This window comes from Pseudomonas sp. NPDC089428, assembly GCF_044749325.1.
GTDB lineage: Bacteria > Pseudomonadota > Gammaproteobacteria > Pseudomonadales > Pseudomonadaceae > Aquipseudomonas.
The window spans coordinates 19,762-41,835 of the sequence record NZ_JBIVHT010000015.1 but is presented as its reverse complement, the minus strand read 5'-3'; the positions used below and the strand labels follow the sequence as shown (position 1 = coordinate 41,835).

Here is a 22,074-nt window from a genome sequence, read left to right as displayed (position 1 = left end):
TCAGAGCTTGGCACGACTCATGCTCTACACTTGGTAGCCGAATGCACTCGCTTCTTGTTGTATTCGTTGAACGAAAGAGTCCGCCAACGGCTCCATAAAAAAAACAAACACGTCGAGGAAAGATTGATGCGTATCGTTCGTCATCTGTTGGGCGCAACCATCGCCGCCGCGATCATCGCTTCGCCAGCCATGGCTGAAGAACTGACCGGTACCCTGAAGAAGATCAAGGACTCGGGCACCATCACCCTGGGCCACCGCGACTCTTCCATCCCGTTTTCCTACCTGGCTGGCGGTCAAACGCCCGTGGGCTACTCCCACGACATCCAGCTGGCCGTGGTCGATGCCCTGAAGAAGCAACTGGGTACCGACATCAAGGTCAAGTACAACCTGGTTACCTCCCAGACCCGCATTCCGCTGGTGCAGAACGGCACCGTGGACCTTGAGTGCGGCTCCACCACCAACAACGTCGAGCGCCAGCAGCAAGTCGGCTTCTCGGTCGGCATCTTCGAAGTCGGTACCCGCCTGCTGACAAAGGTCAAGGACGGTCAACCTTCCTACAAGGACTTCCCGGACCTGGCCGGAAAGAACGTGGTGACCACCGCTGGCACCACCTCCGAGCGCCTCCTCAAGGCGATGAACGCCGACAAGCAGATGAAGATGAACGTGATTTCCGCCAAGGACCACGGTGAAGCCTTCAACATGCTCGAAAGCGGCCGCGCCGTGGCCTTCATGATGGACGACGCCCTGCTGGCCGGTGAAATGGCCAAGGCGCGCAACCCTAAAGACTGGGTCATCACCGGTACTCCGCAGTCGTATGAAATCTACGGCTGCATGGTGCGCAAGGATGACCCTGCGTTCAAGAAAGCCGTCGATGACGCCATCGTCGCCTACTACAAGTCGGGCGAAGTCAACAAGAGCTACGACAAGTGGTTCACCCAGCCGATCCCGCCCAAGGGCCTCAACCTGAACTTCCAGATGAGCGACGAGCTGAAAAAACTGATCGCCGAGCCAACCGACAAGGCTGCGGACGAGAAGAAGTCCTGACCCTCAGATAGTGGCCTGGTGCGCAAGCACACCAATCAATGCTGCAGGCCACTCATTAGTGTCTAACCTTTCATCCGAGGGCGCCCGGCGCCCTTGGATGCTCGAAGGTGCCCGTGAAACAATCGTCTGAGGGGAAATCCCGATGAATTACAACTGGGACTGGGGCGTGTTCTTCAAGTCCACCGGCGTGGGCAGCGAGACCTACCTGGACTGGTACATCACCGGTCTGGGCTGGACCATCGCCATCGCCATCACCGCCTGGATCATCGCATTACTGCTGGGGTCGCTCCTCGGCGTCATGCGTACCGTGCCGAACCGTCTGGTATCGGGCATCGCCACCGCCTATGTGGAGCTGTTCCGCAACGTGCCGCTGCTGGTGCAGCTGTTCATCTGGTACTTCCTGGTGCCAGACCTGCTGCCCGAAGGCCTGCAGGAATGGTTCAAGCAGGATCTGAACCCGACCACTTCGGCGCTGATCAGCGTGGTCATCTGCCTGGGGCTGTTCACCGCCGCCCGCGTCTGCGAACAGGTGCGCACCGGCATCCAGGCGCTGCCCCGCGGCCAGGAAGCCGCGGCCCGCGCCATGGGCTTCAGCCTGCCGCAGATCTACAACAACGTGCTGCTGCCGCAGGCCTACCGGATCATCATTCCGCCACTCACCTCGGAATTCCTGAACGTATTCAAGAACTCCTCGGTGGCTTCGCTGATCGGCCTGATGGAGCTGCTGGCGCAGACCAAGCAGACCGCCGAATTCTCGGCCAACCTGTTCGAGGCCTTCACCCTGGCCACGCTGATCTACTTCACCCTGAACATGGGCCTGATGCTGCTGATGCGCATGGTCGAGAAGAAAGTTGCCGTGCCTGGCCTGATCTCCGTGGGGGGCAAGTAAATGGACATGGATTTCAGCGAAATCATCCCGGCCCTGCCTGCCCTGTGGGAAGGCATGGTCATGACCCTGCAACTGATGGTCATGGGCGTGGTCGGTGGCATCGTGCTGGGCACCATCCTGGCGCTGATGCGTTTGTCGTCGAGCAAGCTGCTGTCCCGCGTGGCCGGCGCCTACGTCAACTATTTCCGCTCGATCCCGCTGCTGCTGGTGATCACCTGGTTCTACCTGGCAGTGCCCTTCGTGCTGCGCTGGATCACTGGCGAGGACACCCCGGTGGGTGCCTTCACCTCCTGCGTCGTGGCCTTCATGATGTTCGAGGCCGCGTACTTCTGCGAAATCGTCCGTGCTGGCGTGCAGTCGATCTCCAAAGGCCAGATGGGCGCCGCCCAGGCCCTGGGCATGACCTATGGCCAGACCATGCGCCTGATCATCCTGCCCCAGGCCTTCCGCAAGATGACCCCACTGCTGCTACAGCAGAGCATCATCCTGTTCCAGGACACCTCGCTGGTGTACACCGTGGGCCTGGTGGACTTCCTCAACTCGGCACGCTCCAACGGCGACATCATCGGGCGCTCCCATGAGTTCCTGATCTTCGCCGGGGTCGTGTACTTCGTCATCAGCTTCTCCGCTTCGTGGCTGGTCAAGCGCCTGCAAAAAAGGATCACCGTATGATTTCCATCAAGAACGTCAACAAGTGGTACGGCGACTTCCAGGTGCTGACCGATTGCAGCACCGAGGTCAAGAAGGGTGAAGTGGTTGTCGTCTGCGGCCCTTCAGGCTCGGGCAAGTCGACCCTGATCAAGTGCGTCAACGCCCTGGAACCGTTCCAGAAAGGCGACATCGTGGTCGATGGCACCTCGATCGCCGACCCCAAGACCAACCTGCCCAAGCTGCGTTCGCGGGTGGGCATGGTGTTCCAGCACTTCGAACTGTTCCCGCACCTGAGCATCACCGAGAACCTGACCATCGCCCAGCGCAAGGTGCTCGGCCGCAGCGAGGCGGAAGCAACCAAGAAAGGCCTGGCCCTGCTCGACCGCGTCGGCCTTGGGGCCCACGCCAAGAAGCACCCTGGCCAGCTGTCCGGCGGCCAGCAGCAACGCGTGGCGATTGCCCGCGCGCTGTCGATGGACCCGATCGTCATGCTGTTCGACGAACCGACCTCGGCGCTGGACCCTGAAATGGTCAACGAAGTACTGGACGTGATGGTCGAACTGGCCCACGAAGGCATGACCATGATGTGCGTGACCCACGAAATGGGCTTCGCCCGTAAGGTGGCCAACCGAGTGATCTTCATGGACAAGGGCAACATCATCGAGGACTGCCAGAAGGAAGACTTCTTCGGCAACCCGAGTGCCCGCCATGAACGCACCCAGCACTTCCTCAGCAAGATCCTGCAACACTGATTCGGCAACGACGGCACCGCTGACCGGGCTCGCCCGGCAGTGGATGCTGGCCGTGACAAGGCCACTGTGATGAAATGCGATCCCTCGCTACTTCTCCCTGCCAAGCCCGCCGTGAAATCCCGCCTGATTCGTCAATTGCTGCTGCCGCCCCTGATCATTCTGCTGATGGTCGGGCTGGGCATGGCTGGCTTCCTGATCAGCGAAAGCAACGGCATCCGCACCCTCAGCGAAAACGGCGAGCGTGCGCTCGAACTGCATGCGCGCACGGTCGAAAGCGAAATCAGCAAGTACACCTACCTGCCAAGCCTGCTGGAGCTGGAAGACAGCGTCTCGCAGTTGCTCACCGACCCTGATGGCGCCAACCGGCAGACCGTCAATGAATACCTCGAGGGCCTGAACCGTCGCAGCCGCAGCCGGGCGATCTTCGTGCTCGACACCAACGGCCGGGTGCAGGCCAGCAGCAACTGGCGCGATGCCGACTCGTTCCTCGGCGAGGATCTGTCGTTCCGTGCCTATTTCCAGAATGCCGTGCGCGGCGAACCGGGGCGGTTCTACGGTATCGGCAGCACCACTGGCGAGGCGGGCTACTACCTGGCCCACGGTCTCGAAGAGCACGGCAAGATCATCGGCGTGGCGGTGATCAAGGTGCGCCTGGATACCCTTGAAGAACGCTGGCAGCGCGCCCGGCTGGAAGCCTTCGTCAGCGACGAGAATGGCATCATCATCCTTTCCAGCGACCCGGCGCGGCGCCTGAAGTCAGTGCGCCCGCTGACCCCGCAGATCAAGGAGCGCCTTGCGCGCAGCCTGCAGTACTACTGGTGGCCGCTGAACGAACTGCAGCCGCTGGCCCGCGAAACCCTGGCCGACGGCGTGGAGAAACTGACCTTCCCGGCCAACGCCGAAACCGCCCGGGGCAAGCCCCATGAGGTGAGCTACCTGGCACAGACCCGGCGCCTGGTCGATACCCCCTGGCACTTTACCTTGCTCACCCCGCTGCAGGACCTGCGCCGCGAATCCATGGTGCAGGGCATCCTGGTCGCCGTAGCCTTCGCCCTGCTGACGATCCTCGGCATTGCCTGGAACGAGCGGCGCAAGGTAGTGGCCACGCGCCTGGCCGCCCGGGAGGCACTGGAGGAAGCCAACAGCCAGCTGGAACGGCGCATTGCCGACCGCACCGCCGACCTGCGCGCCAGCAACGAAAGGCTCAAGGGCCAGATCCGCGAACGCCGCCACGCCGAGCAGACCCTGCGCCAGGCCCAGGATGAGCTGGTACAGGCCGGCAAGCTGGCGGCGATCGGGCAGATGTCCACCAGCATCGCCCACGAGCTCAACCAGCCGCTGGCGGCGCTGCGTACGCTGTCCGGCAATACCGTGCGGTTCCTCGAACGTGGCGCGCTGGAAACTGCCAGCACCAACCTGCGCACCATGAACGACCTGATCGACCGCATGGGCCGCATCACTGCCAGCCTGCGTTCGTTTGCCCGACGCGGCGACGACAGTGGCCAGGCTTCGCTGGCCAAAGCCGTTGACGCCACTCTGCAAGTGTTGAGCGAGCGCATCAACAGCTGCCACCTGCAATTGCACCGCCAGTTCGACGACCAGCAACTGGCGATCGACCAGACCCGCCTCGAACAGATCCTCGTCAACCTGATCGGCAATGCCCTCGACGCCATGGCCTCCGTGCCGCTGCCGGAACTCTGGCTCGAAGGTGAACAGCAAGGCGACAAGTACCGTCTGCAGGTGCGCGACAATGGCCACGGCATCGATGCCGAGACCCGCAAGCACCTGTTCGAACCCTTCTTCACCACCAAACCGGGCGAACACGGCCTGGGCCTGGGGCTGACCCTGTCGGCGAGCCTTGCCGCCGCCGCCAAGGGCAGCCTGAACGTCGAGCACCCCGCCACTGGCGGCACGGCCTTCGTCCTTGCCCTGCCCTTGGTCACGCCCCCCAGCGAATCGGCAGAGCAACCATGAACCAAGCGCCACTTACCGTTCTGATCGTCGAAGACGACCCGCATGTGCTGCTCGGCTGCCAGCAGGCGCTGGCCCTGGAAGACATCGCCTGCGAGGGTGTCGGCAGTGCCGAACAGGCCCTGGAGCGCATAGGCGATGATTTTGCCGGGATCGTCGTCAGCGATATCCGCCTGCCCGGCATCGATGGCCTGGAGCTGCTCAACCGCCTCAAGGCCCGCGACCGCAGCCTGCCGGTGGTGCTGATCACCGGCCACGGCGATATCGACATGGCGGTCGGTGCCATGCGCAATGGCGCCTACGATTTCATGGAAAAGCCCTTCTCCCCCGAGCGCCTGGTCGATGTGGTGCGCCGTGCGCTGGAGCAGCGCGGGCTTTCCCGCGAGGTGGTGGCGCTGCGCCGGCAACTGGCCGAACAGAGCAGCCTGGAGGGCCGTATCATCGGCCGCTCGCCAGCCATGGAGCACCTGCGCGAACTGATCGCCAATGTCGCCGATACCTCGGCCAACGTATTGATCGAAGGTGAAACCGGCACCGGCAAGGAGCTGGTCGCCCGCTGCCTGCACGACTTCAGCCGGCGCCAAAGCCAGCCGTTCGTGGCGCTGAACTGTGGCGGCCTGCCAGAAAACCTGTTCGAAAGCGAAATCTTCGGCCACGAAGCCAACGCCTTCACCGGAGCCGGCAAGCGCCGCATCGGCAAGATCGAACACGCCAACGGCGGCACGCTGTTCCTCGACGAAGTGGAAAGCATGCCGATCAACCTGCAGATCAAGCTGCTGCGCGTACTTCAGGAGCGCACCCTGGAACGCCTGGGCTCAAACCAGAGCATTGCGGTGGATTGCCGGGTGATCGCAGCCACCAAATCCGACCTCGACGCGCTCGGCCAGAGCGGGCAGTTCCGCAGCGACCTGTATTACCGGCTGAACGTGGTGACCCTTGAGCTGCCACCGCTGCGTGAACGCCGGGAAGACATCCTGCAACTGTTCGAACATTTCCTGCAGCAGTCGGCGCTACGTTTCGACCGTGAAGCGCCGACGCTGGACAGCCAGACCTTGTCGCGATTGATGGCCCACGACTGGCCGGGCAACGTGCGCGAGTTGCGTAACGTTGCCGAGCGTTATGCCTTGGGGTTGCCGGCATTCAAGAAGGGGCCGAGCAGCGGTGCAAGCCAGGGGGTCGGGTTTGCCGAGGCGGTTGAAGCGTTCGAGCGCAACCTGCTCAGCGATGCCTTGCAGCGGACCGGCGGCAACCTCAGCCAGGCCAGCCAGGAACTGGGGATGGCCAAGACAACCCTGTTCGACAAAGTGAAGAAGTACGGGCTTGGTTGATGAACCGGTGTCGCCTGCTTCGCGGGCAAGCCCGCTCCCACAAGTTCAGCGCCGCTTTGAGCACAGCGCTGTACCTGTGGGAGCGGGCTTGCCCGCGAAGCAGGCGACGCCGATTCAAAGCCCGGCGATATGGGTGACATCCTGCCGATGCGATTGCAGGTAGGGCAGCACCGCCGCCAACAAGGGCGCCTTGAACGGTTCCTGGAAGCGGTGTGCCAACCCTGGGATCAACCGCAACTGACTGCCCTGGATATGCGCCGCCAGGTGCACCCCGTGCATCACCGGCAACAGCGGATCGGCCGTGCCATGCACCACCAGCGTCGGTACCCGCAACCCATTGAGCAACTGCACCCGGCTCGGCTCGGCCAGGATCGCCATGATCTGACGCTTCGCACCATCTGGGTTGAATGCCCGGTCATAGGCCACCGCCGCCTGCTGTAGCAGCACAGCCCGATCATCATGCACTTGCGGGCTGCCCAGTGCTGCCAGCAAGTCCGCCTGCTGCTCGATAGCCACCTCACGGCTCGGCGCACTGCGCCGCGCCAGCAACTGCACCAGGGCCGGATCTGGCGCAGGCAGCCCTGCCGCACCCGAACTGGACATCACCAGGGTCAGGCTACGTACCCGCTCAGGCGCCATGGCTGCCAGGTGCTGGGCGATCATCCCCCCCATGCTCACACCGAGCACATGGAACTGGCGAATGCCCAGCACATCCATCAACTGCAGGCCATCGTTCGCCATGTCGGTCAAGGTATAAGGCGCGTCGACCGGCAGGCCCAACTTGTAGCGCAACAACTCGACCGTGAGGTTGGCCGAAGGCGGCAGTTGATTCCAGCGAGACAGGCCGACATCGCGGTTGTCGTAGCGAATGACCCGGAAGCCCTGGCGGCACAACGCTTCGACGACATCGTCCGGCCAATGGATGAGTTGCCCGCCCAGGCCCATCACCAGCAGCAAGGCCGGATCGCGGGGCGCGCCGACGCTCTGATAGACCAGGCTCAGCGCACCGATTTCGGCGCGTTGTACCGGCACATGGGCGTCACAGCGCGTGTCGGCAAAGCTTGCCGAAGCACTGAACGCGAGAAAGAAAAACAGCAGAAAAGCCCGCATGAAAGAAACACCAGAATGCAGATCCCCAGTAGAGCGCGAGTCTGATGAATTTAATTCGGGGGCGCTGCCACAGTTCGGTGACAGTTTGATGAACCCTGCCGAGCGGTGCGGCAGACGGTCCAGTCGACAGCCTGGGGCAACATGAGCGAAACTCAACTCATTCCCCGTTTACTTTAAAAATTTTCTCGGAGTCAGCCGTGCTGGAGATCCGCCACCTTAAAACCCTCCATGCCCTGCGCGAGGCCGACAGCCTGGTGGAGGCCGCCGAACGCCTGCACCTGACCCAGTCGGCGCTGTCGCACCAGTTCAAGGAGCTGGAAGAGCGCCTGGGGCTGCCACTGTTCGTGCGCAAGACCAAGCCGATCCGCTTCACCAGCGCCGGCTTGCGCCTGCTGCAACTGGCCGATGCCACCCTGCCGCTGCTGCGCGGCGCCGAGCGCGACATCGCCCGGCTGGCGGGCGGCACCGCCGGGCGCCTGCACATGGCCATCGAATGCCACAGCTGCTTCCAGTGGCTGATGCCAACCATCGACCAGTTTCGCGATGCCTGGCCGGAAGTGGAGCTGGACCTGGCCTCAGGCTTCGCCTTCGCCCCATTACCGGCGCTGGCCCGTGGCGACCTTGACCTGGTGGTGACTTCCGACCCGCTGGATCTGGCCGGCATCACCTACGTACCGCTGTTCACCTACGAAGCCATGCTCGCCGTGGCCAACCAGCACCCGCTGGCCAGCAAGCCGTACATCGTGCCCCAGGATCTGCTCGACCAGACCCTGATCACCTACCCGGTGGAGCGCGACCGCCTGGATATCTTCACCCGCTTCCTGGAGCCGGCCGACATCGAGCCGGCCGCCGTGCGCACGTCCGAGCTGACGGTGATGATGATGCAGCTGGTGGCCAGCGGCCGTGGCGTGTGCGGCATGCCCCACTGGGCGCTGCACGAGTACAGCTCGCGGGGCTATGTGAAAGGCAAGCGCCTGGGCGAAAAAGGCCTGTTCGCCACGCTGTATGCGGCAGTACGCACCGACATGCTCGATGCGCCTTACATGCGGGACTTCCTGTTGACCGCCAAGGACACCTCGTTCGCCACGCTCGACGGGGTCAGTGCGGTACGCTGACGGCCTGGCGGTACAACGGCAGGATCAGGTCGCGGGTCAGCGGCGCCAGCTCCAGCGTTGCAGCCTGATCGGCGGCCAGCCACTGCACTTCTTCGATTTCCGCCGCCGGGGCCACGGCCTCGGCACTGTCGACGCGGAACAGCTCGGCCTGCACCTCGAAGCCCGGCTCGTTGGCGGCAGGCGCGCTGAACTGGCCCAGGCGCACAGCCTGCTCAGGGTCGATGTGCAACCCCAGTTCTTCGTACAGTTCACGCACCAGCGCCTGAACGGGTGACTCGCCGGCATCGATCTTGCCACCGGGCTGCATGAACGCCTGGGTGCCGCGCTTGCGCACCAGCAAGGTCCGGCCTTGCGGGTCGATCAGCAGGGCAGCGGCGATGCGGATGATATTGGGCATGGGTGAGCTCGCTGAAAAGGCGACAGTCTACCGAAGATCAACGACGAACGGCCCCTTGCCAACCGGTCGTTCACCCGCCATAACCAACAGATGAACCTGCCAGCCCACCAACACCCGGTGCTCGAGCTGTTCCACCCGGCCGTCGCTACCTGGTTCCGCCGCCACTTCGCCACGGTCACCGATGCCCAGGCCCGGGCCTGGCCGCTTATCCATGCCGGCCAGTCGCTACTGCTCGCTGCGCCGACCGGTTCGGGCAAGACCTTGAGCGCCTTCCTGGCCGTGCTCGACGAACTGTTTCGCGAGGGCCTGGCGCATGGCGGCGAACTGCCTGCACAGACCCAGGTCGTCTACGTGTCACCGCTCAAGGCGCTGTCCAACGACATCCGACTGAACCTGCAGGCCCCGCTTGAAGGCATCAGCCAGGCCCTTGAAGACCGGGGCCTGAAAGCACCGCGCATCACCACCGCCGTGCGCACCGGCGATACTCCGCAGAAGGAGCGTGCGGCGATGCGCAAGCTGGCCCCTCATGCTCTGGTGACCACACCCGAGTCGCTGTACGTACTGATGGGCTCGGCTTCCGGGCGCGAAGGGCTGGGCAGCGTGCACACGGTCATCGTCGACGAGATACACGCCCTGGCCGGCAACAAGCGCGGCGCCCACCTGGCGCTGACCCTGGAGCGCCTGCAGGCTTTGTGCGGTCGCCCACTTCGACGCATTGGGCTGTCCGCCACCCAGCGCCCGGTCGAGCGCGTGGCGCAGTTCCTGGTCGGGCAGCAACGCCCTTGCGCGATCGTCGACGTCGGCCATGCCCGTCAGCGCGACCTCGCCATCGAAGTACCTCCAGTGCCGCTCGGCGCGGTCATGGCCACGGACGTCTGGGGCCTGGTCTACGACCGCCTCGCGCAATTGGCCCGAGAACATCGCACCACGCTGGTGTTCGTCAACACCCGGCGCCTTGCCGAGCGCATTACCCGCCACCTGAGCGACCGCCTGGGCAAGGAGGCCGTGGCGGCACACCATGGCAGCCTGGCCAAGGAACTGCGCCTGGACGCCGAGCAGCGCTTGAAAAACGGCCAGTTGCAGGTGCTCGTGGCCACCGCGTCGCTGGAACTGGGCATCGATATCGGCGATGTCGACCTGGTCTGCCAGATCGAATCGCCCGGCTCGATCGCCGCCTTCCTGCAACGTGTCGGGCGCTCCGGGCACCAGGTCGATGGCATCCCCAAAGGGCGACTGTTCGCGACCTCACGCGACGACCTGATCGAATGCGTGGCCTTGCTCGACTGCATCCGCCTGGGTGAACTCGACGAAGTACACATTGCCAATGCTCCCCTGGATGTACTGGCCCAGCAGATCGTCGCCGAAGCCAGCAACCAGGCCTGGGAGGAACAGGCGCTGTTCGACTGCCTGCGCCAGGCCATGCCTTATGCAGCCCTCGACCCCGAACATTACCAGGCATTGCTGCGCATGCTCGCCGAGGGCTACAACGGTCGCCAGGGCGTACGCAGTGCCTACCTGCATCGCGATGCAGTCAGCGGCACCGTGCGCGGGCGCCGGGGTAGCCAGCTGACCGCACTGACCAGCGGCGGCACCATTCCCGAGACCGCCGACTACGCCGTGCTGCTCGAACCCCAGGCGCTGAACATCGGCAGCGTCAACGAAGACTTCGCCGTGGAGAGCATCGCCGGCGACATCTTCCAGCTGGGCAATGCGTCCTACCGCATCCTGCGGGTCGAGCCTGGCCGGGTGCGGGTCGAAGACGCTCAGGGCCTGCCGCCGACCATTCCGTTCTGGCTGGGCGAGGCACCTGGGCGCAGCGACGAACTATCCGCCGCGGTTGCCCGTCTGCAGGCGCGAATCGACGAACAGTTCAGGTTGAACGAGGGCGATCCTGCACCCGTGCTGCGGTGGCTGCAGAACACCTTCGAATTGAGCGAGGACAGCGCCAGCCAGTTGCTCGACTACCTGGGTCGCACCCGCGAAGTACTGGGCGCCCTGCCCTCGCAACAGACCCTGGTGATGGAGCGCTTCTTCGACGAGTCCGGCGGCACCCAGCTGATCATCCATTCGCCCTATGGCAGCCGTATCAACCGCGCCTGGGGCCTGGCCCTGCGCAAGCGCTTCTGCCGCACGTTCAATTTCGAGTTGCAGGCAGCGGCCAGCGAAGACGCCATCGTGCTTTCGCTGTCGACCAGCCACAGTTTCGAGCTGGATGAAGTATGGCGCTACCTCAACAGCCGCAACGCCGAGCAGATCCTCATCCAGGCCCTGCTCGAAGCGCCGTTGTTTGGCGTCCGCTGGCGCTGGAACGCGGGTGTGGCCATGGCCTTGCCGCGCTTCGTCGGCGGGCGCAAGGTGGCGCCGCAGATCCAGCGCATGAAGAGCGAGGACCTGATTGCCGCGGTATTCCCCGACCAGATCGCCTGCCTGGAGAACATCGTCGGCGAGCGGCAGATCCCCGATCACCCGCTGGTCGAGCAAACCCTCGATGACTGCCTGCACGAAGCCATGGACAGCGAAGGCTGGCTGGCCCTGCTGCGGCGCATGGAAAGCGGCCAGGTGCGCCTGTTGTGCCGCGATCTGCCAGCGCCTTCCCCACTGGCCTCGGCCATTCTCAATGCCAGGCCCTACGCGTTCCTCGACGACGCGCCGCTGGAGGAGCGACGCGCCCAGGCGGTGCTCAACCGGCGCTGGAACGAAGTGCACAGTGGCGACGACCTTGGCGCACTGGATGCCGATGCGATAGCCGCTGTACAGGCCGAAGCCTGGCCGCAACCTGGCAATGCCGACGAAATGCACGAGGCGCTGATGAGCCTGGGTGCCATCAGCCATGATGAAGTCCAGGCCAACCCCAGCTGGGACCTGCTGCTGCGCCAGCTGGCCAAGGCCGGGCGGGCCTTGCGCCTGATCGATGAAAAACTCTGGCTGGCGCGCGAGCGCCTTGACCTGCTGCAAACGCTATATCCGGCAGCGCGCCTGGAGCCCATGCTGGACGTACTGCCCGGCTTCGACCAGGCCTTCGACCCGGACAATGCACTGGCCGAACTGTTGCGCGCTCGCCTGAGTGGCCTCGGCCCACTGAGCGTGGTACAGATCGCTGCGCCACTGGGCAAGCCCACTGTCCAGGTCGAACAGGCCTTGGCCCGTCTGGAAGCCGAAGGCTTTGTGTTGCGTGGCCACTTCAGCCCTGGCGCTGGCGACGTGCAATGGTGTGAGCGCCACCTGCTGGCGCGCATCCATCGCTACACGGTGAAACGCCTGCGCCGGGAGATCGAGCCCGTCAGCCTGCAGGACTTCATGCGCTTTCTGTTCGACTGGCAGCACCTGGCCCCGGATGAGCGCCTGCGAGGCCCAGAGGCGGTGGCCGAAGTGCTGGGCCAGTTGCAGGGTTTCCCCAGCGCAGCCAGCGCCTGGGAAGCGGAGCTGCTGCCCGCGCGGATCAAGGACTACAGCCCGCACTGGCTGGACGATGCCTGCCGCAGCGGGCAGTTTGCCTGGAGCCGGCTGGCAGCGACGATGGCGAGCAGCACCTTGTCGAGTACACCGCTGGTGCTGTTGCCACGCGAGCACCTGGGCCAGTGGCGCAGCCTCGCCCCCGAGCCTGCTCGGGAAGCACTTGGCGGGCGGGCGCAACGGGTGCTGGAGGCACTGCACGCGCAAGGGGCACTGTTCTTCGACGAGCTGACCGTTGAAGCCCATCTGCTGCCCAGCGAATTGGAGACGGCGTTGCAGGAGCTGGTCGGTGCCGGTCTGGTTGGCGCCGACAGCTTCACCGGCTTGCGCAGCCTGATCACCCCGGCCGCAAAGCGTTCATCGCGCAACAGCCGCCGCGGTCACCCGCCGCTGTCCAGCAGCATGGCCCATGCCGGGCGTTGGGCGTTGCTGCGCAGGGGCAGCGCCAGCGTTGACGAAGGCCAGCGCACGGAGCTCATCGCCCGCGCGCTGCTACGGCGCTACGGTGTTATCTGCTGGCGGCTGCTGGAACGGGAAAGCGATGTCCTGCCGCCCTGGCGTGAACTGCTGCGCTGCTATCACCGCCTCGAGGCGCGTGGCGAAATCCGTGGTGGCCGTTTCATTGCCGGGTTGGCGGGTGAGCAATTTGCCTTGCCGGAGGCGGTCGGTTTGCTCAGGCAAGTACGTTGGCGAGCACTGGATGATGTGCTGGTGGTGGTGAGTGCTAGCGACCCGCTGAACCTGGTCGGGTCGTTACTGCCTGGGGCTAAAGTGCCTGCGGTAGGTGGCAACCGGCTGCTGTATCACGATGGTGTGCCGGTGGCGGTGCGAGTGGCTGGACGGTACAGCTATCTGGTGGAGGGGGCGGCGCAGGAACAGGCTAGATGGAAGGAGAAATTGCTGCGTACGCCGACAGTGTTTTAGCGCCTGTGAGATCGAGCGCCGCCCGCGCGGCGCATCGCGGATAAATCCGCTCCTACATTTGTTGCAACGTGCCGAACCTGTTACGCCATAGTTGCCTGCCTTGGCGCATGCCTCAAGACATGTGAGGCGTCATCAATGCCCACCTGATAACCCCGTCCTACCAACAAGGCTGACAACCATGGCCTCACAGGCATGGCCACGTTGCAACAGATGTAGGAGCGGATTTATCCGCGATGCGCCGCGCGGGCGGCGCTCGATCTCACAGGCACCGGAAATCTCTCGCCTAACGAAGCGAATGATTTTCGCTACCCCGATTTTGATTTGCACTGCCACTCAAGTTGGCTATGGTCGGGGTTTGCCCCAGGCCCTGAGCCTGACCGCGCCATCGCAAGGATCCCGTATGAGCCTGTCACTTCTCAGCCGCTATGCCTTCTTCACCGCCTGTGTACTGTTCACCTTGGCAAGCCTGCCGTTTCTCCACCATGAATGGTTGTGGCCATTCACCCTGGCCACCGGGGTGCTCAGCCTGATTGGTGTGTTCGACCTGCTCCAGCAACGCCACGCCGTGCGCCGCAACTATCCGATCCTCGGCAACATCCGCTACCTGGTCGAGGGCATTCGCCCGGAAATCCGCCAGTACCTGCTCGAAGCCGACAGCGACGCCCTGCCCTTCTCCCGCGCTCAGCGCTCGCTGGTGTACGCCCGGGCCAAGAACGAAGCCTCGGACAAACCCTTCGGCACCCTGATCGACGTCTACGAGTCGGGCTTCGAGTTCATCGGCCATTCCATGCGCCCGGCGCCACTGACCGACCCGGCGAGCTTCCGCGTCATGGTCGGCGGCCCGCAGTGCAGCCAGCCCTATTCGGCCTCGATCTTCAACATCTCGGCCATGAGCTTCGGTTCGCTCAGCGCCAACGCCATCCGCGCCCTGAACAAGGGTGCCAAGCTGGGCAACTTCCACCACGACACCGGTGAAGGCAGCATCAGCCCCTACCACCGTGAAAACGGCGGCGACCTGGTATGGGAGCTGGGCAGCGGCTACTTCGGCTGCCGCACCGCCGACGGCCGCTTCGACCCGGAACGCTTTGCCGCCCAGGCACGCACCCCACAGGTGCGGATGATCGAGATCAAGATGAGCCAGGGTGCCAAGCCCGGTCATGGGGGCATCCTGCCCAAGCACAAGGTCACCAGGGAAATTGCCGAAACCCGTGGTGTGCTGATGGGCGAGGACTGCATTTCGCCATCACGCCACAGCGCCTTCTCCACACCGATCGAGATGATGCACTTCATCGCCCAGCTGCGTGAGTTGTCCGGTGGCAAGCCGGTGGGCTTCAAGTTCTGCCTGGGCCACCCGTGGGAATTCATGGGCATCGCCAAGGCCATGCTGGAGACGGGCATCCTGCCCGATTTCATCGTGGTCGATGGCAAGGAAGGCGGCACCGGTGCCGCGCCGGTAGAGTTCACCGATCATATCGGTGTGCCGCTGCGCGAAGGCCTGTTGTTCGTGCACAACACCCTGGTTGGCCTGAACCTGCGCGACAAGATCAAGCTCGGTGCCAGCGGCAAGATCGTCAGCGCCTTCGACATCGCCAGCGTACTGGCCATCGGCGCCGACTGGGCCAACTCGGCGCGTGGCTTCATGTTCGCCATTGGCTGCATCCAGTCGCAGAGCTGCCACACCAACAAGTGCCCGACCGGCGTCGCGACTCAGGACCCGTTGCGCCAGCGCGCCCTGGTGGTGCCGGACAAGGCCCAGCGGGTGCTGAACTTCCACCACAACACCCTGCGTGCTCTGGCCGAGATGCTGGCTGCAGCGGGCCTTGAACACCCGGCGCAGCTGGAAGCCAAACATTTGGTACGACGCGTGTCGGCCACCGAGATCAAGCTGTTCTCGCAGATGCACGTATTCCTCAAACCGGGCGAGTTGCTCACCGGAGAGGTCAATGGGCAGTTCTATTCGCGCATGTGGCAAATGGCGCGGGCGGACAGTTTCGAGCCACACAGCGAAGTGGCAGCCTGACAGATCCCTGGGGCTGCCGCGCAGCCCCAGGGATTTCAGATCAGGAAGCAGTACTCGCCGCACCCCGCACGTCTTTCGGCGCCAGCCGGAAGGCGAAATACAGTACCGTCAACAGCACCAGGAACGCCGGGCCGATGTACAACGCCACGCGGGTATCCTCGAAGTACGCCATCAGGCCCACCACCAGCACCAGGAAGGCCAAGGCCAGGTAGGAGCTCAGCGGCCACAGCCACATGCGGTATTTCAGCGCCTTCTGCTCGGCGGTCGACAGGCCGGCGCGGAACTTGATCTGCGCCAGCAGAATCATCACCCAGGTCCAGATGGCACCGAAGGTGGCAATCGAGGTCACCCAGACGAAGACTTTCTCCGGCACCAGGTAGTTGGCCAGCACGCCCAGCAGCAGCGCGCCGATCGACAGCAGCAGTGCATTGCGCGGCACGCCGCTTTTCGAGGTGCGGGCAAAGGCGGCCGGGGCCTGGCCGTTCTGCGCCAGGCTGTAGAGCATGCGCCCGGTACTGAAGATGCCGCCGTTGCAAGACGACAGCGCAGCGGTGATCACCACGAAGTTGATGATACCGGCGGCCGTCTTGATCCCTAAGCGCTCGAAGGTCATGACGAACGGGCTGCCCTGGCTGCCGATAGCGTCCCACGGGTAGATCGACAGGATCACGAACAGTGCGCCGACGTAGAACAGCAGGATGCGCCAGAACACCGAACCGATCGCCTGGGGGATGGTTTTCTGCGGGTTGCGTGCTTCGCCGGCGGTGAGGCCGATCATTTCCACGCCCAGGTAGGCGAACATCACCATCTGCAGCGACATCAGCACGCCCGTCACGCCATTGGGCATGAAGCCGCCATTGCTCCACAGGTTGGAGATGCCCACGGCGACGCCGTCATTACCGAAACCGAAGGCAATTACGCCGATGCCCCCGAGGACCATGGCGATGATGGTGACGATCTTGATCAGGGCGAACCAGAATTCGAACTCGCCGAACGCCTTCACCGCGATCAGGTTGACCGCGCCCATGCTGCCCAGTGCCGCCAGGGCCCAGATCCAGCGCGGTACATCGGGGAACCAGATGCCCATGTAGATGGCCACGGCGGTAATTTCCGCGACGCAGGTGACCAGCCACAGGAACCAGTAGTTCCAGCCGGTTAGGAAGCCCGCCAGCGGGCCAAGATAGTCCTGGGCATAGCGGCTGAACGAGCCGGCGACCGGGTTGTGCACGGCCATCTCGCCGAGGGCACGCATGATCACCAGGATCGCCAGGCCACCAATGATGTAGGACAGCATGATCGCGGGGCCGGCCATTTCGATGGCTTTGGCCGAACCGAGGAAGAGACCAACGCCGATACAGGCGCCCAGCGCCATCAGACGGATGTGCCGTTCACCCAGCTCACGCTTGAGCGGGCCGCCCTCGATGGGCTCGGCAGGGGCAGGATGGTTGCCAACTGGCATAGCAATACAACCTCATTTTGTTATTGGATTTGACCTTCGTGCAGCACCGGCCATACCGATAGGCGTGGCGTTGGCTTGCCGGGCTGGCCTCGTGGGCCGGCCCGTATGCCGGGCTAGAGCGGCCGGCAGGGCGAAGGGCCGAGCAGTATAGGAAGTCCGTTACAGGAGTTTTCGCTGTATAAACAGGGAAAATCAGCGAGATTTTCCGGGGAGTGCAGTACCAACCCCGACGCCATTGCTACCCTAACAACATCGTTACAGGAAAAAACCCACACCAAAGCCGCATAGCCCTACCCCACTTTTCTCGGCCTCCTACAAATTTTTCACCTGTTCCAGTCACCGTCTAAGCTTCAGACAAGCAAGACGAAAATACCTGGCCGGATAGAAGACTATGGGCGCACTGTGGCAATCGGAACCAACCAGAACGGAAGCAGCTGAAGCACCTCCGGCCAAGACGCCACAACCGCAGTCCCCACGTCAGCGCAAGCTCTGGTGGCGGCTGATTTTCCTGATCCTGCTGGTGGCACTGATTGCTCTCGGTTTCGCCGCATACGACGAGTTCCGCACCTCCAACCTGCAGTCGCGCGAATTCAGCAAGCTGGCCACCACCCTCACCTATTCGCTGAAGGCAGGGCCGAGCGATGCGATCATCTACCCGGGCGAAGGGCCGTTCGACAAACGCCTGGGTTACAGCGGGCTGGGTGAGTTCCTGCCGCGTCTGCTGAAACGCGATTACCTGATCAGCGAACAAGTGCAGTTCTCCCCGGCCCTGATGCGCTATGTCGATCACGGCCTGTTCGCCCCCTATATCGAGAAGATCCAGGCCGGCCTGTCGATCACCGACTGCCGCGGTGAAACGCTGTACCAGTACAACTACCCGCAGCACCTGTATCCCGACTTCGATTCCATCCCACCGGTGATGGTCAACAGCCTGCTGTTCATCGAAAACCGCGACTTGCTCGATACCAAGGACGTGAAGAACAACCCGGCCGTCGACTGGCCGCGCTTTGCCAAGGCCGCCTACAGCCAGGTGGCCAAGTACCTTGCCCTGCCCGGCCAGTCGGCGGGTGGCAGTACCCTCGCCACCCAGCTGGAGAAGTACCGCCATTCGCCGGATGGCTTGACCGTCAATGGTGCAGAGAAGATCCGCCAGATGATTTCGGCCAGCGTGCGCGCCTACCAGGGCGGCCCCGACACCAGTGAAGCGCGGCACCGGATCGTGCGCGACTACCTCAACAGTGTGCCGCTGTCGGCAGTGCCCGGGCATGGCGAGGTGCATGGCATGGCCGAGGGCCTGCGGGTGTGGTACGGCGCCGATTTCGACCAGGTCAACCAGGCGCTGGTTTCCACCGCCACAGACCCGCAAAGCATGGCTGCGCGCGGCCTGGCCCTGCGCCAGGTGCTGTCGCTGATGATCGCCCAGCGCCGCCCTTCGCATTACCTGGCCAAAGGCCGCGTCGAACTGGCCGAGCTCACCGACTCGCACATCCGCGTGCTGGCGGCCAACAAGATCATCGAGCAACCGCTGGCCGATGCGGCGCTGGCAAGCAAGGCGATCTACCGCGACTGGGTCGCCCAGCCGACCATCGTGCCGATCATCACCAACAAAGGCATCAGCCTGGCCCGCAACCGCCTGGCGGCCATGCTCAACCGCCCGCTGTACGACCTCGACCGCCTCGATGTGTCGGCCACCAGCACCCTGCAAGCCGACCTGCAGCTGCAGGTCAGCCAGTACCTGAAAAACCTTGCAGACCCCGAATTCGCGGCGCAGATCGGCCTGATCGGCGAGCGCCTGCTCACCGCCAAGACCACCGACCAGGTGAGCTACAGCTTCACCTTGTTCGAGCGCACCGCCGATGGCTCGCGGGTACGGGTACAGACCGACAGTACCAACCAGCCCTTCGACATCAACGAGGGCAGCAAGCTGGAGCTGGGCTCGACCGCCAAGCTGCGGGTGCTCACGACCTATCTGGAAATCATCGCCGAACTGCACGACAAGTACGCCGGCAAGCCTGCCGCCGAGTTGAAGAAAGTCGAAGTCGCCGAACTCGACCGCATCACTCAGTGGTCGCTGGAGTGGCTGGCGCAGAACAGCAAGAACCAGAGCCTGGACGCCATGCTCGATGCGGCGCTGGAGCGCAAGTACTCGGCCAACACCGGCGAGGCCTTCTTCACCGGCGGCGGCATGCACGTGTTCAACAACTTCCGCAAGGAAGACAACAACCGCAACCCGACCCTCAAGGATGCCCTGCGCGAGTCGATCAACCTGCCGTTCATTCGCCTGATGCGCGACCTGGTGCGCTACGTCACCTACCAGCAGCCGTTCAACCGCGTGCCCCTGCTCAAGGACGACTCCGACCCGCGCCGCCAGGAATACCTGGCGCGCTTCGCCGACAAGGAAGGCACCAGCTACCTGATGCGCTTCTGGAAGAAGTACCAGCGCAAGACCTCCCAGCAGCGCCTGGACACCTTCCTCGACAGCATGCGCGCCACCCCGCAGCGCCTGGCTGCAGTGCACCGCTACCTGTTCCCGGAAGCTGGCCAGGAAACCTTCAACGCCTTTGTCCGCGCCCACAGCAAGGACGACAAGATCGCCCTTGGCAAACTCACCGACGGCAAGCTGGCGGAGATGTACGAAGCCTATGGCCCCGGCAAGTACGACCTGCCCGACCAGGGCTACATCGCCAAGGTTCACCCGTTGGACCTATGGCTGTTGGGCTACCTGTTGAAGAACCCGAGCTCCACGCTTACCGAAATGGTCAATGCCAGCCACTTCGAGCGCCAGGAAGTCTACAGCTGGCTGTTCAAGAGCCGGCACCAGGGCGCACGTGACAGCCGCATCCGCACCATGGTCGAGATCGAGGCGTTTCTCGATATCCATCAACGCTGGAAACGCGTGGGCTACCCGTTCGACCATCTGGTGCCCTCGCTGGCCACCGCCATCGGCAGCTCCGGCGACCGCCCGGCCGCGCTGTCGGAACTGGTCGGCATCATCCAGAACGACGGCGTGCGCCTGCCGACGCTGCGTATCGACACCCTGCACTTCGCCGCCAATACCCCCTACGAGACCAAGCTGGTCAGCGACCCGGACCGTGGCGTGCGGATTCTGCCGGTAGAAGTGGCACGGGCGCTGAAAGGCGCCATGTCGCAGGTGGTCGATGCCGGTACCGCACGGCGCATCTCCGGCAGCTTCAAGCTCAACGACGGCACGCCGCTGGTGATGGGCGGCAAGACCGGTACCGGCGACAACCGTATCGAAAGTTTCGGCGCAGGCGGCCGGCTGATCGGCTCGCGCTCGCTCAACCGTACCGCCACGTTCGTGTTCTTCCTGGGTGAAAACCACTTCGGCACCCTGACGGCCTTTGTCCCTGGGCGCTCGGCGGAAGCCTTCAAGTTCACCTCGGCGCTGCCGGTGCAGGTGCTCAAGGGCATGGCACCGATCCTCATGCCGTACTTGCAACCAGGCAACCCGAACGAGTGCAAGCCACCACAGGTGGCCATGCATGGCAACGACTCATCTAAAACGTAGATGATAATCATCGGCATTTAGAGGCTTGTGTTTAGATATATCTTGAGTAATATCTTGCGATATATCGAAACAGAGGGAGCCGCTAAATGCGTGACCACTCCGCACATGACCCTTTTGACCGCCGCCCCGCCCGTGGCGAGCGTGGCCCGCGGGTGTTTGCCCCGGGCGACTTGAAGCTGCTGATGCTGTCGATGCTGGCCGAACAACCCGGCCACGGCTACGACTTGATCCGCCAGATCGAGAACCTGTTCGATGGCAGCTACACACCGAGCCCCGGTGTGATCTACCCCACCCTCAATTTCCTCGAAGAAGCCGAGTTGATCAGCGGCCAGGTGCAGGGCAGCAAACGCCTGTACGCCATCACCGCTGCCGGCCGGAACGCGCTGGCCGATCAGGCCGTCGCCCTTGACGGCGTGCGCATGCGCATCGACGTCAGCAAGCGCGCCCTGCGTGGCCACGATCGTCCGCCGGAAATCCACGAAGCAGTCGGCAACCTGCGCCATGCCCTGCACATGCACAGTGGCCGCTGGACCCCGGAAGAAATCGAACGGGTGCGCAACCTGCTCAACGACACTGCCAAAGCCATCGCCTCCGGGCCTGCCGATCCAGTCAGGGAGAATCCCCATGAGTGACACCATTCACCGCGTCAACCACGAGATCCGCCAACGTCGCCTGCAGGTGCTGCGGGTGAACGACCTCACCCCGCGCATGCGCCGCATCACCCTCGGTGGCGACGAGTTGCAAGGTTTCACCAGCCTGGGCAGTGACGACCACATCAAGTTGCTGTTCGCTGAAACCGCCGAGCAGCAGCAGGCCATCGACGCGCGCAACCTGGGCCGTGACGGTGGTACCCGGCCGACCATGCGCGAGTACACACCGCGGCGTATCGACCTGGTGGCCAATGAACTGGACATCGACTTCGTGCTGCACGGCGACGGCCCTGCTTCGACCTGGGCGGCCCAGGCAGCGCCAGGGCAGACCCTGAACATTGCCGGGCCACGGGCATCGATGGTGGTACCGGATATTTTTGACAGCTATTTGCTGGTGGGTGACGAGACGGCGATCCCGGCGATTGGCCGGCGCCTGGAAGAGCTGCCAGCCGGGCGTCGCGTGCTGGCGGTGATCCAGATCGAAGATGACCAGGAGCGCCAACCGCTGCCGAGTGCGGCGCAGGTGGAAGTCATCTGGGTCAAGCGGAACGAGGATCTGATGGCACTGCTGAAGGGGCTGAATCTGCCCGAAGGCAAACTGTACAGCTGGGTGGCGCTGGAGAAGTCGCTGACCCGGCAGGCCAAGGCATTGTTGCTGGAGAAAGGCGTGGCCGAAGATGCCCTCAAGGCCGCCGCTTACTGGCGTGCCGACGGGACCGCGGACGACGAGTGATCCGTTCTGCCCTGTACTGGCCTCTTCGGCGCCCGATTTACCTGCGAAG

General features: G+C 63.8%; 15 protein-coding genes. 12 read left to right on the top strand and 3 right to left on the bottom strand.

The genetic code is table 11. The features are described 5' to 3' along the window. The first annotated feature begins 126 nt into the window (after positions 1-126). The 6 genes from ACIPZ5_RS22420 to ACIPZ5_RS22395 all read left to right on the top strand — a co-directional run bounded on the left by ACIPZ5_RS22420 (position 127) and on the right by ACIPZ5_RS22395 (position 6,635). Entirely contained in the window at positions 127-1,044 is a 918-nt protein-coding gene (locus ACIPZ5_RS22420) for a glutamate/aspartate ABC transporter substrate-binding protein (protein ID WP_152954521.1), read from the top strand. Positions 1,045-1,186: 142 nt separating this feature from the next. Continuing rightward, positions 1,187-1,933, top strand: coding sequence for an amino acid ABC transporter permease (locus ACIPZ5_RS22415; protein WP_103449397.1), 747 nt, complete (start codon positions 1,187-1,189; stop codon positions 1,931-1,933). Then, positions 1,934-2,605 carry an amino acid ABC transporter permease gene (locus ACIPZ5_RS22410; RefSeq protein ID WP_159409110.1) on the top strand — a complete coding sequence of 224 codons (672 nt, stop codon included), beginning with the start codon at positions 1,934-1,936 and terminating at the stop codon, positions 2,603-2,605. It abuts the gene before it with no gap. Then, positions 2,602-3,336 carry an amino acid ABC transporter ATP-binding protein gene (locus ACIPZ5_RS22405; protein ID WP_003258023.1) on the top strand — a complete coding sequence of 245 codons (735 nt, stop codon included), beginning with the start codon at positions 2,602-2,604 and terminating at the stop codon, positions 3,334-3,336. The genes ACIPZ5_RS22410 and ACIPZ5_RS22405 overlap by 4 nt, the downstream gene beginning before the upstream one ends. 69 nt (positions 3,337-3,405) lie before the next feature. Then, positions 3,406-5,310, top strand: a complete 1,905-nt coding sequence (locus ACIPZ5_RS22400) for an ATP-binding protein (RefSeq protein WP_261941335.1) — start codon at positions 3,406-3,408, stop codon at positions 5,308-5,310. Then, positions 5,307-6,635, top strand: coding sequence for a sigma-54 dependent transcriptional regulator (locus ACIPZ5_RS22395; protein ID WP_343599885.1), 1,329 nt, complete (start codon positions 5,307-5,309; stop codon positions 6,633-6,635). Before ACIPZ5_RS22400 ends, ACIPZ5_RS22395 begins: the two co-directional genes overlap by 4 nt. A 114-nt stretch (positions 6,636-6,749) precedes the next feature. On the opposite strand, the gene ACIPZ5_RS22390 is transcribed toward ACIPZ5_RS22395, so the two are convergent. Continuing rightward, positions 6,750-7,745 (bottom strand): alpha/beta fold hydrolase, encoded by a 996-nt coding sequence (locus tag ACIPZ5_RS22390; protein WP_400810725.1) that lies wholly within the window; start codon positions 7,743-7,745, stop codon positions 6,750-6,752. Positions 7,746-7,942: 197 nt separating this feature from the next. Here ACIPZ5_RS22390 and metR point away from each other — a divergent pair, with 197 nt between their 5' ends. After that, positions 7,943-8,860, top strand: coding sequence for a transcriptional regulator MetR (metR, locus tag ACIPZ5_RS22385; protein ID WP_003258025.1), 918 nt, complete (start codon positions 7,943-7,945; stop codon positions 8,858-8,860). Here metR and ACIPZ5_RS22380 read toward each other — a convergent pair. After that, on the bottom strand, positions 8,844-9,257 hold the full coding sequence (locus ACIPZ5_RS22380) for an NUDIX domain-containing protein (protein ID WP_400810724.1): 414 nt from the start codon (positions 9,255-9,257) through the stop codon (positions 8,844-8,846). The two genes, metR and ACIPZ5_RS22380, sit on opposite strands and share 17 nt — an antisense overlap. Before the next feature lie 90 nt (positions 9,258-9,347). Between ACIPZ5_RS22380 and ACIPZ5_RS22375 the strand changes: the two genes are divergently transcribed. Next, complete coding sequence (locus ACIPZ5_RS22375) at positions 9,348-13,634, top strand: DEAD/DEAH box helicase (protein WP_400810722.1); 4,287 nt, start codon at positions 9,348-9,350, stop codon at positions 13,632-13,634. 400 nt (positions 13,635-14,034) lie between these two features. Then, entirely contained in the window at positions 14,035-15,654 is a 1,620-nt protein-coding gene (locus ACIPZ5_RS22370; RefSeq protein ID WP_343598660.1) for an FMN-binding glutamate synthase family protein, read from the top strand. Between the two features lie 40 nt (positions 15,655-15,694). Here ACIPZ5_RS22370 and ACIPZ5_RS22365 read toward each other — a convergent pair whose 3' ends face one another. After that, on the bottom strand, positions 15,695-17,113 hold the full coding sequence (locus ACIPZ5_RS22365) for an amino acid permease (protein ID WP_400810720.1): 1,419 nt from the start codon (positions 17,111-17,113) through the stop codon (positions 15,695-15,697). A 391-nt stretch (positions 17,114-17,504) separates the two neighbouring features. Between ACIPZ5_RS22365 and ACIPZ5_RS22360 the strand changes: the two genes are divergently transcribed. The 3 genes from ACIPZ5_RS22360 to ACIPZ5_RS22350 all read left to right on the top strand — a co-directional run bounded on the left by ACIPZ5_RS22360 (position 17,505) and on the right by ACIPZ5_RS22350 (position 22,025). After that, complete coding sequence (locus ACIPZ5_RS22360; protein ID WP_400810718.1) at positions 17,505-20,642, top strand: transglycosylase domain-containing protein; 3,138 nt, start codon at positions 17,505-17,507, stop codon at positions 20,640-20,642. Between the two features lie 86 nt (positions 20,643-20,728). Beyond that, positions 20,729-21,274 (top strand): PadR family transcriptional regulator, encoded by a 546-nt coding sequence (locus tag ACIPZ5_RS22355; protein WP_261941343.1) that lies wholly within the window; start codon positions 20,729-20,731, stop codon positions 21,272-21,274. Beyond that, positions 21,267-22,025: a siderophore-interacting protein gene (locus tag ACIPZ5_RS22350; protein WP_261941344.1), complete on the top strand. Its 759-nt coding sequence runs from the start codon at positions 21,267-21,269 to the stop codon at positions 22,023-22,025. The genes ACIPZ5_RS22355 and ACIPZ5_RS22350 overlap by 8 nt, the downstream gene beginning before the upstream one ends. Positions 22,026-22,074: the final 49 nt, after the last annotated feature.

What these genes read in the sequence shown, in the direction of transcription:
- ACIPZ5_RS22380 (WP_400810724.1), bottom strand. Translation starts at nt 9,257, where the DNA reads ATGCCCAATATCATCCGCATCGCCGCTGCCCTGCTGATCGACCCGCAA.
- ACIPZ5_RS22405 (WP_003258023.1), top strand. Translation starts at nt 2,602, where the DNA reads ATGATTTCCATCAAGAACGTCAACAAGTGGTACGGCGACTTCCAGGTG.
- ACIPZ5_RS22400 (WP_261941335.1), top strand. Translation starts at nt 3,406, where the DNA reads ATGAAATGCGATCCCTCGCTACTTCTCCCTGCCAAGCCCGCCGTGAAA.
- ACIPZ5_RS22390 (WP_400810725.1), bottom strand. Translation starts at nt 7,745, where the DNA reads ATGCGGGCTTTTCTGCTGTTTTTCTTTCTCGCGTTCAGTGCTTCGGCA.
- ACIPZ5_RS22415 (WP_103449397.1), top strand. Translation starts at nt 1,187, where the DNA reads ATGAATTACAACTGGGACTGGGGCGTGTTCTTCAAGTCCACCGGCGTG.
- ACIPZ5_RS22375 (WP_400810722.1), top strand. Translation starts at nt 9,348, where the DNA reads ATGAACCTGCCAGCCCACCAACACCCGGTGCTCGAGCTGTTCCACCCG.
- ACIPZ5_RS22350 (WP_261941344.1), top strand. Translation starts at nt 21,267, where the DNA reads ATGAGTGACACCATTCACCGCGTCAACCACGAGATCCGCCAACGTCGC.
- ACIPZ5_RS22355 (WP_261941343.1), top strand. Translation starts at nt 20,729, where the DNA reads ATGCGTGACCACTCCGCACATGACCCTTTTGACCGCCGCCCCGCCCGT.
- ACIPZ5_RS22370 (WP_343598660.1), top strand. Translation starts at nt 14,035, where the DNA reads ATGAGCCTGTCACTTCTCAGCCGCTATGCCTTCTTCACCGCCTGTGTA.
- ACIPZ5_RS22365 (WP_400810720.1), bottom strand. Translation starts at nt 17,113, where the DNA reads ATGCCAGTTGGCAACCATCCTGCCCCTGCCGAGCCCATCGAGGGCGGC.
- ACIPZ5_RS22410 (WP_159409110.1), top strand. Translation starts at nt 1,934, where the DNA reads ATGGACATGGATTTCAGCGAAATCATCCCGGCCCTGCCTGCCCTGTGG.
- ACIPZ5_RS22360 (WP_400810718.1), top strand. Translation starts at nt 17,505, where the DNA reads ATGGGCGCACTGTGGCAATCGGAACCAACCAGAACGGAAGCAGCTGAA.
- ACIPZ5_RS22395 (WP_343599885.1), top strand. Translation starts at nt 5,307, where the DNA reads ATGAACCAAGCGCCACTTACCGTTCTGATCGTCGAAGACGACCCGCAT.
- ACIPZ5_RS22420 (WP_152954521.1), top strand. Translation starts at nt 127, where the DNA reads ATGCGTATCGTTCGTCATCTGTTGGGCGCAACCATCGCCGCCGCGATC.